At 68.8% G+C, this 14474-nt stretch carries 14 protein-coding genes; 8 read left to right on the top strand and 6 right to left on the bottom strand.

Annotated elements, in window-relative coordinates:
* Positions 1-32 precede the first annotated feature (32 nt).
* The 3 genes from nadE (at position 33) to L687_RS22675 (ending at position 5195) form a co-directional block, all read left to right on the top strand.
* Positions 33-851, top strand: coding sequence for an ammonia-dependent NAD(+) synthetase (nadE, locus tag L687_RS22685; protein ID WP_021198074.1), 819 nt, complete (start codon positions 33-35; stop codon positions 849-851).
* Positions 852-933: 82 nt separating this feature from the next.
* Positions 934-4404, top strand: a complete 3471-nt coding sequence (locus L687_RS22680; RefSeq protein ID WP_021198073.1) for a TM0106 family RecB-like putative nuclease — start codon at positions 934-936, stop codon at positions 4402-4404.
* Positions 4401-5195 carry a GNAT family N-acetyltransferase gene (locus tag L687_RS22675; protein ID WP_021198072.1) on the top strand — a complete coding sequence of 265 codons (795 nt, stop codon included), beginning with the start codon at positions 4401-4403 and terminating at the stop codon, positions 5193-5195. Before L687_RS22680 ends, L687_RS22675 begins: the two co-directional genes overlap by 4 nt.
* A gap of 21 nt (positions 5196-5216) precedes the next feature.
* Here the strand turns inward: L687_RS22675 and upp are convergent, their stop codons facing one another.
* The gene (gene upp / locus L687_RS22670; protein ID WP_021198071.1) at positions 5217-5849 is read right to left on the bottom strand and encodes a uracil phosphoribosyltransferase; all 633 of its coding nucleotides are present in this window, start codon (positions 5847-5849) and stop codon (positions 5217-5219) included.
* 80 nt (positions 5850-5929) lie between these two features.
* Between upp and tadA the strand changes: the two genes are divergently transcribed.
* Positions 5930-6385, top strand: coding sequence for a tRNA adenosine(34) deaminase TadA (tadA, locus tag L687_RS22665; RefSeq protein WP_021198070.1), 456 nt, complete (start codon positions 5930-5932; stop codon positions 6383-6385).
* A gap of 12 nt (positions 6386-6397) precedes the next feature.
* On the opposite strand, the gene L687_RS22660 is transcribed toward tadA, so the two are convergent.
* Positions 6398-7369, bottom strand: a complete 972-nt coding sequence (locus tag L687_RS22660; RefSeq protein ID WP_021198069.1) for a cation diffusion facilitator family transporter — start codon at positions 7367-7369, stop codon at positions 6398-6400.
* Between the two features lie 59 nt (positions 7370-7428).
* Here L687_RS22660 and proC point away from each other — a divergent pair, with 59 nt between their 5' ends.
* Together proC and L687_RS22650 are read left to right on the top strand one after the other, a co-directional pair.
* Positions 7429-8268, top strand: coding sequence for a pyrroline-5-carboxylate reductase (proC, locus tag L687_RS22655; protein ID WP_021198068.1), 840 nt, complete (start codon positions 7429-7431; stop codon positions 8266-8268).
* A gap of 3 nt (positions 8269-8271) precedes the next feature.
* Positions 8272-8559, top strand: coding sequence for a DUF1905 domain-containing protein (locus L687_RS22650; protein WP_031206638.1), 288 nt, complete (start codon positions 8272-8274; stop codon positions 8557-8559).
* Between the two features lie 16 nt (positions 8560-8575).
* Here the strand turns inward: L687_RS22650 and L687_RS22645 are convergent, their stop codons facing one another.
* From L687_RS22645 to L687_RS22630, 4 genes are all read right to left on the bottom strand, one after another.
* Entirely contained in the window at positions 8576-10168 is a 1593-nt protein-coding gene (locus tag L687_RS22645; protein WP_021198066.1) for a hypothetical protein, read from the bottom strand.
* Positions 10150-10926, bottom strand: a complete 777-nt coding sequence (locus L687_RS22640; protein WP_021198065.1) for an ABC transporter ATP-binding protein — start codon at positions 10924-10926, stop codon at positions 10150-10152. Before L687_RS22640 ends, L687_RS22645 begins: the two co-directional genes overlap by 19 nt.
* A 76-nt stretch (positions 10927-11002) precedes the next feature.
* Positions 11003-11674 (bottom strand): potassium channel family protein, encoded by a 672-nt coding sequence (locus L687_RS22635; protein WP_021198064.1) that lies wholly within the window; start codon positions 11672-11674, stop codon positions 11003-11005.
* Positions 11667-13097 carry a TrkH family potassium uptake protein gene (locus tag L687_RS22630; protein ID WP_021198063.1) on the bottom strand — a complete coding sequence of 477 codons (1431 nt, stop codon included), beginning with the start codon at positions 13095-13097 and terminating at the stop codon, positions 11667-11669. Before L687_RS22630 ends, L687_RS22635 begins: the two co-directional genes overlap by 8 nt.
* A gap of 106 nt (positions 13098-13203) precedes the next feature.
* On the opposite strand from L687_RS22630, the gene L687_RS0120565 reads away from it, so the two are divergent.
* Together L687_RS0120565 and L687_RS22625 are read left to right on the top strand one after the other, a co-directional pair.
* Positions 13204-13614, top strand: coding sequence for an ArsR/SmtB family transcription factor (locus L687_RS0120565; RefSeq protein WP_029259762.1), 411 nt, complete (start codon positions 13204-13206; stop codon positions 13612-13614).
* Between the two features lie 70 nt (positions 13615-13684).
* Positions 13685-14395 (top strand): DUF2071 domain-containing protein, encoded by a 711-nt coding sequence (locus L687_RS22625; protein WP_084487205.1) that lies wholly within the window; start codon positions 13685-13687, stop codon positions 14393-14395.
* The last annotated feature ends 79 nt before the right edge of the window (positions 14396-14474 follow it).

The raw sequence follows: 14474 nt of genomic DNA, 5'->3' as shown, positions 1-14474 counted from the left end.
GATACTGATTCGAGGACAAGACGGAGGATGACATGTCGTTGCAGCAGCAGATCTCTGAAGACCTCGGCGTCCGGCCGGAGATCGACCCGGAAGCCGAGGTCGAGCGCCGGGTCGGGTTCCTCGTCGAGTACCTTCGCTCGACCGGCGCGAAGGGCTTCGTGCTCGGCATCTCCGGTGGGCAGGACTCCACGCTGGCCGGACGCCTCGCACAGCTCGCGGTCGAACGGGTGCGGTCCGAGGGAGGCGAGGCGAAGTTCCTCGCCGTGCGTCTGCCCTACCGCGTGCAGCACGACGCGGCAGACGCCGAGGCCGCCCTCGAGTTCATCGCACCCGACTCCTCGGTCGAGGTCAACATCCAGAACGGTGTCGACGGGGTCGAGGAGGACATCGAGTTCGCGGTCACGAGCGACATCAGCGACTTCAACCGCGGCAACATCAAGGCCCGCGTCCGCATGGTCACGCAGTACGCACTCGCCGGCCACGACGGGATGCTCGTCATCGGCACCGATCACGCCGCCGAGGCCGTGACCGGCTTCTACACGAAGTTCGGCGACGGTGCGGCTGACGTCCTGCCGTTGTCGGGGTTGAGCAAACGGCAGGGGCGTTCGCTGCTGCAGTTCCTCGGTGCTTCGGACCGCCTCGCGTTCAAGGTGCCGACCGCCGACCTGCTCGACGGCCAGCCCGGCCGTGCCGACGAGGACGAGCTGGGTCTCACCTACGAGCAGATCGACGACTTCCTGGAAGGGCGCGACGTCGAGCCCGAGGTCGCCGGCCGCATCGAGGCGAGGTACCTCGCGACGCAGCACAAGCGCCATCTTCCGGTGACGCCCGACGACACCTGGTGGCGCTGACCCGCTTTCCCGGGAGGTCCACGCTTTCGCCCGTGTCGGATGCCGCGGATAGTGTCGAAGCATCCGACAGAACGGGAGCATCGTGCGGATCGACACTCAGGCGCAGCGCGTCATCTGGAGCGCGAGCGACCTCAAGGCGGCCGCGGAGTGCGAGTTCGCGTGGTGTCGGGCGATCGACGCGAAGCTCGGAAGAGTGCCGGCGGTCGAAGAGCCGGAAGACTCGACCCTGAAGCGGGCCGCCGAGTTGGGCGATGTGCACGAGCAGAACGTGCTGGCCCGCTACATCGACGACCTCGGTGACGAGAACGTCCACCGCATCGAGAAGGTCTCTTCCGTCGATGCCGATGCATTGGCGGATGCGGTCGACGAGACCATTGCCGCCCTCCGCTCGGATGCGGAGGTCGTCTTCCAGGCGGCTTTCGCGACCGAGGAGTTCGTCGGTTTCGCCGACTTCCTCCGCAAGGATCACGACGGCCGCTGGCGGGTGCAGGACTCCAAGCTCGCCCGAAAGGCCCGTGTCACGGCGCTCATGCAGCTGGCGGCATATGTCGACCAGCTCGATCGCCTCGGCATCCCGCGCTCCGGCGAGGTCGACCTCATCCTCGGCGACGGCACGCTCAGTACGCACGCCGTCGACGATCTCCTTCCGCTGTTCCAGGTGCGGCGGGCGCGACTGCGCGCCCTCATCGCCGATCGACGCATCGCCGAGGGTGCGACGGGCGCTCCGCTCGCATGGGGCGATGATCGCGGCGACCTCCAGATCGTGGCCTGTGGCCGCTGCGCCACCTGCGAGGAGCAGGTGCTCGCGCATCGTGACCTCCTGATGGTGGCGCGGATGCGTCCGGTGCAGCGAGCACGTCTGCGGGCATCCGGCATCGAGACGATCGACGAGTTGGCCGTGGCACCCGACGCTCCCGCGGGCATGAACGTCGACACGTTCGAGACTCTCCGAGCCCAGGCGCGTCTGCAGCTGCGTGCTGACGCCGAGGGAGCACCGACATTCGACGTCCACTACGCGCAGGCGATCCACACACTCCCGCTGCCCAGTCACGGCGATATCTTCTTCGACTTCGAGGGCGACCCGCTCTACACCGAACCCGCTCCCGACGGCGAGGCGCAGTGGGGGATCGACTACCTCTTCGGCTGGGTCGACAACGCTGACCAGTACTCGGCGTTGTGGGCTCATACCTTCGCCGACGAGAAGCGGGCTCTCGAGACGTTCCTCGACTTCGTCAATGCGCGCAGGCTGGCGCATCCCGGCATGCACATCTACCACTACGCGCCGTACGAGACCTCGCACCTCGTGGCGATGGCCGCGCGGCACGGCGTGCGCGAGGGCGAGGTCGATCGGCTGCTGCGCGAAGGCGTGTTCGTCGACCTCTACCCGCTCGTGCTGAGGACCGTCCGGGTCGGCTCCCGGTCGTACTCGATCAAGAAGCTCGAACCGCTCTACATGGGCGACGACGTGCGCACCAGCGACGTGCAGAAGGGCGACGACTCGATCGTGCAGTACGTCGCCGCTCGTGAGCTCGCGGCGGCGGGGGAGAAAGCCGAGGCCGACGCAGTGCTGGCCGACCTCGCCGATTACAACCGCTATGACTGCGTGTCGACACGACGCCTGCGCAACTGGCTCATCGACATCGCACGCCGGAAGGGCGTGACGCCCGCGCCGCCCGACGATGCCGACGAGGTCATCTACGAGCCGTCCCCCCGTTCCGTCGCGCTGCTCGCCGATGCGGAACGCGCCGTGGAAGACGGCGGCGACGGGCTCGTGCACCGTATCGCCGCCGCGGCCATCGACTACTTCCCCCGCGAGGCGAAGAGCTTCTGGGTGTCGCATTTCCAGCGGCTGCGAGAGCCGGTGACGATGTGGGACGGCACGCGTGATGTGGTGAAGGTCGATCGCCCGTCGTCGGTCGTGCGCCGCGAGTGGAGCATCGGCGAGGGACGACGTGTGATGTCGCGTGACATCGAGATCCGCGGCGAGGTGTCGCCCGGCACGACGCTCGGCCCGGGTGCGCAGCCGTTCGCGCTCTACGAGGTCCCGGCCCCCTTCGACACCGAGGTGCCTTCACGCGCCGTCCACGTGCCGCACACCGTCACGGTGGTCGAGGTGCTCGACGACGGCTACCTCGTCTCCGAGTCGGCAGTGCAGGGTCAGACCTGGGACGAGCTGCCGCTCGCTCTCACCCCGGCGGCGCCTCCGCGAGTGGTCTCACTGCAGGGAGCGATCGACGAGTGGGCCGATGCCGTGCACGCGGCCGCCCCCGGCTTCCCGCACGACGCGGCGACCGACATCCTGCGTCGAATTCCCCCGCGCACGACATCGGGCGAAGCACTGCCCCCGGCCCGCGACGACACGATCGATGCGATCGTGCGTGGTGTGCTCGACCTCGACCGCAGCTACCTGGCGGTGCAGGGCCCTCCGGGGACAGGGAAGACCTATACGGGATCGCGTGTGATCGCGCGCCTGGTGAACGAACACGGTTTCAAAGTCGGCGTCGTGGCGCAGTCGCATGCGATCATCGAGACCCTTCTCGCGCGCATCGTCGCCGACGGCGTCGCGCCGGCGCAGGTCGCGAAGGCGCCGAAAGATCCCGAGGCAGAGCCGCCGTACACCGTGATCCCGAAGAACGGCATGGCATCGTTCCTCGCCGAGCACGCGGGCGAGGGGGCCGTCGTCGGTGGCACGGCCTGGGATTTCAGCAACACCCAGCGTGTCGATCGTGCCGGCCTCGATCTTCTCGTGATCGACGAGGCGGGTCAGTTCTCGCTCGCCTCGACGATCGCCGTCGCGGCTGGGGCGAAGCGGCTGCTGCTCCTCGGCGATCCGCAACAGCTCCCGCAGGTGAGCCAGGGCGCGCATCCGGAGCCGGTCGACACCTCGGCCCTCGGCTGGGTGATGGACGGCGACCCTGTGGTGCGGCCCGAATACGGGTACTTCCTCGCACGGTCGTGGCGGATGCATCCGTTCGTGGCTGCGCCGGTGTCGAAGCTCGCCTACGCCGGACAACTCGCCTCGGCGCCGGGAACCGAGCGCCGCTCACTCGACGGAGTCGATCCGGGGCTGCACGTCGTGCCGCTGCGCCACCGCGGCAACGCGACGCAGTCACCGGAGGAAGCCGCCGAGGTCGTACGACTCGTGCGCGATCTGGTCGGGAGAACGTTCACCGACAACGACCCCGACGCCTCGACGAGGCCGCTCACGCCGTCCGACATCATCGTCGTCACGCCTTACAACGCGCAGCGTCAGCTGGTGCTCGACGCGCTTTCCGACGCCGGCTTCCCCGACGTTCCGGTGGGCACTGTCGATAACTTCCAAGGCAAGGAGGCTGTCGTCTCCATCACGTCGCTCGCCGCCTCGAGCGGACGGGACGCTCCCCGCGGACCCGAGTTCCTGCTGCTCCAGAATCGGCTCAACGTGGCGATCTCCCGCGCGCAGGCCGTCGCCTATCTGATCCACTCGCCCGCGTTGCTCGACGATCTGCCGTACACGCCGGAGGGAGTGGCTCGGCTCAGCGCCTTCGCCCGCTTGGTCGGTGCGGCGGAATGAGCGAGCCGACGCACGCGCACTCGACAGACGAGATCCTGCGCGCGGCTGCGGCCTGGGTGTGGTTCCCGCGCGACAGCGAGCACGAGCGCAGTGAGTTGCTCCTCGTGCGGGATCCGTCGAGATTCGGCGGCGGAGTCCGCGGTTCCCAGGTGAGCTCCGTCCTCGAGTCCACGGAGATCGTCGACCATGCTCTGGAGCGGACGACAGCGTGGGGCGCGTCGAGATTCACCTTCTGGACGAACCCCTCCGACCGTCCGGACGTCGAGGAGGAGCTTCGTCGGCGGGGAGCGGAGCATATCGATACGGTGGCGGTGTTCGCTCGACCGGTCGATGGCGCCGCAGCAGTCGATGTGCCGGACGACATCACCGTCGAGGTCGTGCGCACGCTGGAGCAGGTGCGCGACGTCGACGCGGTCAACGTGCCCGTGTGGCAGCAGGAGCCCCTCGACCCGCAGGGACTGCGGGCGGAGCTCGCCGAGGTGACGACGGCGCTCGAGACTCGCGAAGGCTTCCGGATTCTCGCGCGGATCGGCGGCCGGGCGGTCAGCACCGGCGGGTGCACGATCGACGGTGGATTCGTCCGGCTCTGGGGCGCTTCGACACTGCCGGAGTACCGGGGGCGCGGCGCGTACCGCGCGGTCCTCGCCGAGCGCCTCCGAGAAAGCGCAGCCTGGGGAGCGACGACGGCGCTCGTCAAGGGGCGCGTCTCGACGTCGGCTCCGATCCTGGCGCGCGCCGGCTTCACCCACTTCGGCGACGAGCGCGCCTACCGCCTGACTCTCGAAGCCTGACTCCGTCGGGGCAGGTCAGCGTCAGACCGTGCCGTAGAGCCGATCGCCGGCGTCGCCGAGTCCGGGCACGATGTACCCCTTCTCGTCGAGGCGCTCGTCGAGCGCGCCGAGCACGAGGGTCACATCGCGGTCGCCCGCCATCGCCTCGATCGCGGCGACGCCCTCCGGGGTGCCGAGCAGGCAGATCGCCGTGACGTCCTTCGCACCGCGGTCGAACAGGAACTGGATCGCGGCGGCCAGCGAACCCCCGGTCGCGAGCATCGGGTCGATCGCGAAGCACTGGCGGTCGCTCAGATCATCGGGCAGACGCTCGGCGTAGGTCGTCGGCTCGAACGTGGTCTCGTCGCGCACCATGCCGAGAAAGCCGACCTCGGCGGTCGGGAGCAGCTTCACGAGGCCTTCGAGCATGCCGAGACCGGCACGCAGGATCGGCACGACGATCGGTCGCGGTTCCGAGATCTTCACGCCCGTCGTGGTGGTCACCGGGGTCGTGATCTCGATCGGGCTGACCTTCACGTTGCGTGTCGCCTCGTACGCGAGCAGCGTGACGAGCTCCTCCGTGAGCTGCCGGAAGACCGGCGACGGCGTGCGCGCATCGCGCAGTACCGAGAGCTTGTGAGTGATGAGAGGGTGGTCGGCCACGTGAACACGCATGGATACAGGGTAATGCGCCGCGCGGTCGGGCACGACATCGAAGCTCCGCCCGCGCTCGGCGGCTGTCGTAGGCTCGACGCATGACCGCTGCAGACGACCTCGCGATGCAGCGCGCCCTCGTGCTCGCCGCCGAGGCGGCCGCGGCATCCGAGATCCCCGTCGGTGCCGTCGTGATCGACGGGGGAGGGCGGATCATCGCCGAAGGGCGCAACACCCGCGAGGAGACCCACGATCCGACCGGTCACGCCGAGATCGAGGCGCTGCGGCGCGCGGCGGCGTCCGTCGGTTCCTGGAACCTCGACGGGCACACGCTCGTGGTCACCCTCGAGCCGTGCATCATGTGTGCCGGTGCCATCCTGCAGTCCCGCGTCGGCCGTGTGGTGTTCGGAGCCTGGGACGACAAGGCCGGCGCGGCCGGGTCCATGTACGACGTGCTGCGCGATCGCCGGCTGCCTTACCGGGCCGAGGTCATCGGCGGCGTCCAGGCCGACGCGGCCACAGCGGTGCTGCGTTCGTTCTTCGAGCAGCGTCGCTGAGTCGAGCTCCGCTCAGTCGGACGACTTCAGCACGAAGACGTCGGTCGAGGGCTCGGGGTCGATCGCCGGGCGGTACACGTCGGGCTCGATGTAGACGATCCGCGCCACCGGAACGGCCTCGCGGATACGGGCCTCGATCGCGTTGATGTCGTCGGCGGCCTCGCGCAGCGGCTTGTCGGCGTTCAGCGCGATCTTCGCGGCGACCATCAGCTCGTCCGGGCCGAGGTAGAGCGTCTTCATGTGGATGATCTTCTCGATCTCATCGCCCGCGTTGATCGCGTCCACGATACGGTCGTGGTCCGCCTGCGTCGCGCCTTCACCGACCAGGAGGCTCTTCGTCTCGACGCCCAGCACGATCGCGATCAGCACCAGCAGCACACCGATCATCACGGTGCCGAGTGCATCGAACATCGGGTTGCCCGTGATGAGGGTGAGGCCGACGCCGAGAAGGGCGAACGTGAGGCCGGTCAGCGCTCCCACGTCTTCGAGCAGCACGACCGGGAGCTCAGGTGCCTTCGAACGACGCACGAACGACACCCACGACTGGCCCTTCTCCCGCACGAGGTTGCTCTCGCGCACGGCGGTGCGCAGCGAGAAGGATTCGAGCCCGATCGCGACGACGAGCACGACGAGCGGCAGCCACCACCACGTCTTGTCGAGCTCGTGCGGATTCGTGAGCTTCTCGACGCCTTCGTAGATCGCGAAGAGGCCGCCGACCGAGAAGAGGATGATCGAGACGACGAAGGCGTAGACGTAGCGCTCTCGCCCGTACCCGAACGGGTGCGCACGGTCGGCCTCGCGTCGGGCCTTGCGCCCTCCCAGCATCAGCAGCAGCTGGTTTCCGGAGTCGGCGACGGAGTGGATCGCCTCCGCGAGCATCGAGGCAGACCCGGAGAGGGCCCAGGCGATGAACTTCGCGAGGGCGATGCCCATGTTCGCCAGGAACGCCGCGACGATGGCCTTGTTGCCTCCGGATGCACTCATGGGACGAGTCTAGAACCGCCCGCCCGAGGATGTCGGAGTGCCCGCCGTAGGATGACGACATGGCTGACTCGCTTCCTTCGCTCGCTTTCCTCGGTGCCGGCTCGATGGGTGGTGCGATCCTCCGTGGGGTGGTCGCCTCGGGTATCCCCATCGACGGCGGCATCGCCGCGACGAACCGCACCGCGGAGAAGGCGGAGGCCTTCGCCGGACTCGACGGCGTCACGAGCATCGCGCTCGCCGAGCGGCCGGACGGCAATGCCGAGGCGGTGGAGGGCGCCCGCATCGTGCTGGTCGGCGTGAAGCCGGCCATGGTGCCCGACCTGCTCCGCGAGATCGCCCCGCACCTCGCCGCCGACACGATCGTGGTGAGCGTCGCCGCCGGCGTCACGCTGCAGACCTTCGCCGACGTGCTCGGTGCGGATGCCCGCGTCATCCGCTCGATGCCCAACACCCCGTCGACCGTCCGCAAGGGGGTCACGGGAATCGCGGCAGGCGCCGCGGTCTCGGACGACGACCTGGCTCTGGTGCGTCGCCTCTTCCAGACCGTCGGAGCCGTGGTCGAGGTGCCCGAGTCGCAGATCGATGCGCTGTCGACGATCTCGGGTTCCGGTCCGGCGTACGTCTACCTGCTGATCGAGGAGTTCACGAAGGCCGCCGTCGGCATGGGGTTCGACGACGCCGATGCCCGCCTGATGGTCGAGCAGACGTTCATCGGCGCGACGGCGCTGCTCGACGCCTCGGGCGAGGACCCGACGGAACTTCGTCGTCGGGTCACCAGTCCGAAGGGGACGACCGAGCGTGCGGTCGCCGTGCTGCAGGACGCGCATCTCGAGCGCACCTTCGCCGATGCCGCCGCTGCGGCTCTCGCGCGTGCCAGGGAACTCGCCGCCGGGGCGTGAGTGATGCGACTGCGGATCGAGGGCGCGATCTGGTACTGGCGCGGTCCCGCGCCGTTCCATTTCGTCACGGTGCCAGCCGCCGAGAGCGAGCTGATCCACGAGATCGCTTCCGTCGTCACGTACGGGTGGGGCATGATCCCCGCATCGGTCACTGTCGGTGAGACCACGGTGACCACCGCCCTGTGGCCGAAGGACGGCGGATACATCGTGCCGATCAAGAAGGCGCTCCAGGACCGCGAGGGCCTCGGCGTGGATGACGTGATCGAGGTCATCCTCGACATCGACGCCTGACGGGTTCCGGTCTCGCTCAGCTCTCGCTGGACACGTCGGCGAGCACCTCGGGCCAGCGACGATCCAGGACCCTCCCGCCGAGCACGGTTCCACCCCAGATCGCCAGTCCGCCGAACGCGATGCCGCATGCGAGGCTGACCCAGCCGAGGGCGGGGTTCCAGATCGCCGCGATCGCGAATCCGAGTGCGGGGGCACCGAGGGCGAGCGTGATCGGACCGATGATGATCATCGCGAGCAACGACTGCACTCCTCCGGACGAGCCGCGTCCGAAGGGATTCGCCCCCGGGGCGGGTGCGCGTCCGGGGAGGAAGCTCCCCACCCATGCGCCGGCGCCGCCGGCGATCGCCGTCAGGCCGAGAGCGGCGCCGAGACTGCCCGGCAGCAGGTCGGGACGTCCGGCGAGGAGGCAGGTCGCCACGCACAGCACGATCGTCACCGGAACCGCGATCAGCCCGAAGCCGAGCAGGCGTCCCGCGCGGTCGGCGGCACCGCTGACCCCGGTGAGGATATGGATGGCGACGGCATCGTTGTCGTAGGCGATCGCCATCTGCACGATTGTTCCGGCGAGCAGGGCGTTGATCGCGGGGATCAGGGTGATGGCCGGGGCGAAGCCGATCGCCTCCTCCTGCAGACCGTTCATCAGCGCGATGCCGATGAAGATCGCCGGCAGCAGCAGGAGCATCACGATGTTGACCAGTTGGCGCGGATCACGACGGAAGTAGCGCAGCGACCGTGCGGCGATCGCCCCCATCGAGTTCGCCGGCAGCACCCGGTCGAGCAGACCGCCGGAACGCACCCGTCCGCCCCCGCTGCTCTGGATCGGCGAGACGAGTCGCGCGGCCAGCAGCCGCTGCGACGCGAACCACAGCACGACCACCGTCGCGAGGGCGATCAGCAGTCGGAGCGCGGCGGTGAGGATGTCACCCTGTGCGGCCGCGGCGGACACCCCGAATACGGCACCCACCGGTGTCCAGGCGGCGATGTCGGCGATGGTGGTGAACGCCTCTCCGACGTCACCGACCCTGGTCAAGGCCCCGATCCCCAGGTTGAGGATGAGGCCGGACGAGGCGGCGAGCAGCACGCCGAGGGTCAGCACCAGGTCGCGTGTGCTGCGGCGCGCCAGCCAGCCGGCGAGGAGGCCGCTCACCACGCGGGCACCGAGCACACAGGTGCTGACGGCCACCGGGATCATGATCACGGCGCTCAACAGAGCGGGCATGCTGACCGACCAGCCGAGCAGCATCAGCAGCAGGGCGACCGTGGTGCCGATGCCACCGATGGTCGTGGCGCCGGCGACGACGAAACCCGGCAGCAGTGCGGTTGCGGTCACGGGCAGCAGAGCGAAGCGCTCGGGAGCGAGCGAGTCGTCGGCGCTGACCAGGATCGACCCGATCCACCACCCGAGCACGATCACCGAGCCGGTGAGCACGATGGCGGTGACGGCGCCGTCGGGCGCGGCGAAGCGCAGCGCGACGAGTCCGGCGGTGAGTCCGGCGAGGAGCCCGAGCGCGACCATGCCCGTGATGATCAAGGTGACGATCATCCAGGGATTGCGGGACAACTGATGGCGGAGCTGCCGCCAGCGCAGACTTACGAGGAGCGCAACCATGCGAGCGTCTCCGTTCCGAGGTCGTGCGCGCCCACGAGCGTGAGGAAGCGCTGCTGCAGCGAGAGGCCGGCTCGCACCTCGTCGAGCGGGCCGTGCGCGAGCAGGCGTCCCTCGGCGACGATGGCGACTCTGTCGCACATCGATTCGACGAGTTCCATCACGTGGCTGGAAAGCACGACCGTGCCGCCGCCGTCGACGAACGATCGCAGGATCTGCCGGATCGTCTCGCCCGACACCGGGTCCACGGCCTCGAGCGGCTCGTCGAGGATGAGCAGGCGCGGAGCGTGGATCAGCGCGCAGGCGAGTCCGATCTTCTTGCGCATGCCCGCGGAGTAGTCGACGACGAGCGTGTCGCGGGCGTCGGCGAGCCCGAGGGCCACGAGCAGGTCGACGGTCCGGGAGACGACGTCCGCCTCGGCCATGCCGCGCAGGAGCCCGGTGTATCGCAGCAACTCGGCGCCGGTCAGTCGGTCGAGCATGCGGATGCCGTCGGGCAGCACGCCCATACGCGCCTTCGCCTCGGCGGGGTTCTGCCACACGTCCGCACCGAGCACCCAGGCGGTTCCCGCATCGGGACGCAGCAGGCCCGTGGCCATCGCGAGGGTGGTGGTCTTGCCCGCCCCGTTCGGGCCGAGCAGCCCCAGCATGGATCCGGCCGGCACGTCGAGGGAGAGACTGTCGACGGCGACCTTCTGCCCGAACTGCTTGCGAAGCCCGCGAAGGGCGAGGACGGGAGGAGCCGCGGTGTGGTCGGTCATGGGTCCCATCCCATCACGACGACGGGGACCCTCACATCCGCCGCGAGGGGGAGTCGGCAGACCGGACGACGCGTCGTCAGCGGTCGAGGCCGGCGAAGCGCTCGATGTCGCTGTTGGTGCCCGAGACGATGATGAGGTCGTGGTTCGTCACGATCGTGTTCGCCTCGGCGTAGCGGAACGGCTTGCCCGGACTCTTCACCCCGACGACGGTGACCTTGTACTTGGATCGCACGCCGGACTCGTTCAGTCCGACGCCGCGGATGAACTTCGGCGGGTACATCTTGGCGAGGACGAAGTCGTCGTCGAAGCGGATGAAGTCGAGCATCCGTCCGCTCACGAGGTGCGCCACGCGCTCACCCGCTTCGCGCTCGGGGTAGATGACGTGGTTGGCGCCGACACGGGCGAGGATCTTGCCGTGCGACTGGGAGACGGCCTTGGCCCAGATCTGCGGCACCTTCAGGTCGACGAGGTTCGCGGTGATCAGCACCGACGCCTCGATCGAGGATCCGACGGCGACGACCGCGACCTGGAAGTCCTGGGCGCCGATCTGACGCAGCGCGTCGATGTTCTTCGCGTCGGCCTGCACGGTGTGCGTGACCCGGTCGGACCACTTCTGCACGAGTTCGAGGTTGTCGTCGATCGCGAGCACCTCGCGGTCGAGGCGATCGAGCTCTCCGGCGCAGGCAGCGCCGAACCTGCCGAGACCGATGACGAGGACGGGAGCGTCGCCCCGCAGGACTTCAACCAACGATCGGCCTTTCCACGGGCAGTGAGTAGTACTGCGTTCGCGATGTCGCGGCGACCGCCGCGGCGAGTGTCACTGTACCAACGCGGCCCATGAAGATGGTCGCGGCCATCACGTACGAGGCCGAATCGGGAAGTTCCGCGGTGAGCCCCGTCGACAGGCCGACCGTGCCGAACGCCGAGATCACGTCGAACAGCACGTGGCTGATATCGGCCTTGGTGATCTGGGCGATGACGATCGTCGACAGCGCGACGATCGTGGCCCCCCACGCGACGACGCTGAGGGCCACGCGCTGCACGTCGCTCGGGATGCGGCGGCCGAACGCCTCGACGGACTGACGGCCCTTGGCCTCGGACCACACGGCGATGGCGAGCACGGCGAGGGTGGTCACCTTGATGCCGCCGGCCGTCGACGCCGAGCCGCCGCCGACGAACATCAGCATGCTGGCCGCGAGCAGGGAGGACCCGTTCAGGTCGTCCATCTCGATCACGTTGAAACCGCCGGATCTGGTCATCGCCGAGAGGAAGAACGCCTGGAAGGTGGTGTCGGTGGCGTCCATGGAGCCGAAGGTCTTCGGGTTGTTGAACTCGAGGATGACGAAGACGGCCGCGCCCAGGATGAACAGGAGGATGGTCGTGACGAGGGTGAGCTTGGTGTGCAGAGACCAGCGCTTCACGTGCCAGACGTGCTTGGCGAGCGTGTAGATGACGGGGAAGCCGATGCTGCCGAGGAAGACGCCCACCATGAGGAGTGAGAGCACCAGGTAGTCGTCGGCGAACACCGCGACGCCGCCGTCGTTGGGAGCGAAGCCGGTGTTCGTGAACGCCATCGCCGCGAAGTAGGGCGCCTCCCAGAGCGCCGCGATCGGGTCGACCCCGGCCATCACGAGCGCGGGGTAGAGGAGGATCGCGAGCGACGCCTCGATGATGAGCGCCGAGACGGCGACGGTGGTCAGCAGCTGGCCGACTTCGCCGAGCCGCACGGTCTGGCTCTCGTTGACCACGCCGCCGTGCGCGCGCATCGGATTCGTGTCGCCGGCGGCCATCAGCTTGGCACGCAGGCCGAGGCGCTTCGAGATCAGCATGCCCATGAGAGACGCGAGGGTGAGGACACCCAGGGCGCCGATGTTCACGCCCAGGAACACCACGACGTGTCCGAAGGGGGACCAGTAGTTGGCCATGTCGACCGTTGCGAGTCCGGTGACGCAGATGGTGGAGACAGCGGTGAAGAGAGCGTCGCTCAGCGGCGTGACCGTGCCGCTCGCGGAGGCGATCGGCAGGGAGAGGAGAACCGTGAACACGAGGATCAGCAGCGCGAAGACGACGATCGCGAAGCGCGACGGCGACGAGGTGACGAGGTGCTTGACCCATCCGGCCGCACTCTTCAGGCTCTGCCGCGGGGACGACGCCGAAACGATGCCCGACATCGCTGCCCCCTCTGGTTTCTCCTTCGGTCGCGCCGAGCGACCGCACGGCGCCTGTCGCCGAGCCTTCGTCATGGTACTCCGTGCCGGGGACGACTACCCTGAACTCATGACGGACATCTTCGACGTGATCGCAGACGGTACGAGGCGAGACATCCTCCAGCTCCTGCTGCGGCGCACGACCGAAGGGGAGGCCGGCACCAGCGTCAGCCAGATCGTCGCCGATCTGGGCATCAGCCAGCCCACCGTGTCGAAGCACCTGAAGGTGCTGCGCGACGCCGAGCTGGTCACCGTGCGCGAAGACGGTCAGCGCCGTTTCTACAGCCTCGCGGTCGAGCCGCTCGAAGTCGTGGACGACTGGCTGGTGCCGTTCCTGGTCGACGCCTACGGCGACAGCGCACCCGACATCGATTACCACGCGGTTCCCGAAAGCGCGGCGCATGCCGCCGAGGTCGTCGGACGGGCGGCCGCCTCCGCGAAGCACGTCGTCGCGAACGCGCTCAAGCGGCTCGGAGCGTGACGGTTCGAGCGACGCCGAACGACCGCATCAAAGGCTTGTAGCTATTTAGCAAAGCTGTTAAATTCTAGGCATGAACCTCCTCATGCGCACACTTCGCGGCCGTATGCGGCGCCGTCTGCTGCTGACGTATCGGGTCGATCCGTCGGTGGCCGGCGAGATGATCCCCGCCCCCTTCCGCCCGCAGCTCATCGACGGGAGCGCGGTCGGCGGGGTGTGCCTGATCGCGCTGACGGAGCTGCGTCCCGGTTGGCTGCGACCGCGGTGGGGCATCTCCACGGAGAACGCCGCGCACCGGTTCGCGGTCGAGTGGGACGAGGGCGGGACCACGCGCACGGGTGTCTACGTGATCGAGCGGCACTCCTCGGACATCGTGCCCGTCATCGGCGGGGGTCGGTTCTTCCCCGGCGTGCAGCGGCGCGCGCGGTTCGACATCGACGAGACCGACTCGCGAATCCAGGTCCGGATGCAGGCGTCCGACGCGAGCGTCTCCGCAGACATCGAGGTGTCGGAGGAATGGGAGAGCTCGCTCTTCCCGACAGTGGGCGACGCTTCACGGTTCTACCGGGCCGGCGCCACCGGCTGGTCGCCGCGACGCGACGGCAGGGGAGCGGAGGCCGTAGAGCTGTCCGCGGCGCGCTGGGCCGTGGAGGCGGGCCGCGTGAACGAGGTCAGGTCGTCGTTCTTCGACGGGCTTCCGCAGGGCGCCGCGCAGATCGACAGCGCTCTGGTGATGCGCGATCTCCCCGTCAGCTGGCGGAGACCCGCAACGACTCGCCCCTGACGACAGGGGGGCTTGTCGTCAGGGGCGAGGTGCGGGTCCCCACACCCGGGGCGGACTCGGCGGTGCCAGCACGAGCCCT

This window comes from Microbacterium maritypicum MF109, from assembly GCF_000455825.1.
GTDB classification, from domain to species: domain Bacteria; phylum Actinomycetota; class Actinomycetes; order Actinomycetales; family Microbacteriaceae; genus Microbacterium; species Microbacterium maritypicum_A.
The sequence above is the reverse complement of the archived record's forward strand: the minus strand, read 5'-3'. Positions and strand labels throughout refer to the sequence as shown.

Excerpts from the sequence above, each read along its gene's own strand:
- L687_RS22675 (WP_021198072.1), top strand. The coding sequence starts at position 4,401 with ATGAGCGAGCCGACGCACGCGCACTCGACAGACGAGATCCTGCGCGCG.
- L687_RS0120565 (WP_029259762.1), top strand. The coding sequence starts at position 13,204 with ATGACGGACATCTTCGACGTGATCGCAGACGGTACGAGGCGAGACATC.
- tadA (WP_021198070.1), top strand. The coding sequence starts at position 5,930 with ATGACCGCTGCAGACGACCTCGCGATGCAGCGCGCCCTCGTGCTCGCC.
- L687_RS22625 (WP_084487205.1), top strand. The coding sequence starts at position 13,685 with ATGAACCTCCTCATGCGCACACTTCGCGGCCGTATGCGGCGCCGTCTG.
- L687_RS22650 (WP_031206638.1), top strand. The coding sequence starts at position 8,272 with ATGCGACTGCGGATCGAGGGCGCGATCTGGTACTGGCGCGGTCCCGCG.
- L687_RS22640 (WP_021198065.1), bottom strand. The coding sequence starts at position 10,926 with ATGACCGACCACACCGCGGCTCCTCCCGTCCTCGCCCTTCGCGGGCTT.
- L687_RS22630 (WP_021198063.1), bottom strand. The coding sequence starts at position 13,097 with ATGTCGGGCATCGTTTCGGCGTCGTCCCCGCGGCAGAGCCTGAAGAGT.
- upp (WP_021198071.1), bottom strand. The coding sequence starts at position 5,849 with ATGCGTGTTCACGTGGCCGACCACCCTCTCATCACTCACAAGCTCTCG.
- L687_RS22660 (WP_021198069.1), bottom strand. The coding sequence starts at position 7,369 with ATGAGTGCATCCGGAGGCAACAAGGCCATCGTCGCGGCGTTCCTGGCG.
- L687_RS22645 (WP_021198066.1), bottom strand. The coding sequence starts at position 10,168 with ATGGTTGCGCTCCTCGTAAGTCTGCGCTGGCGGCAGCTCCGCCATCAG.
- proC (WP_021198068.1), top strand. The coding sequence starts at position 7,429 with ATGGCTGACTCGCTTCCTTCGCTCGCTTTCCTCGGTGCCGGCTCGATG.
- nadE (WP_021198074.1), top strand. The coding sequence starts at position 33 with ATGTCGTTGCAGCAGCAGATCTCTGAAGACCTCGGCGTCCGGCCGGAG.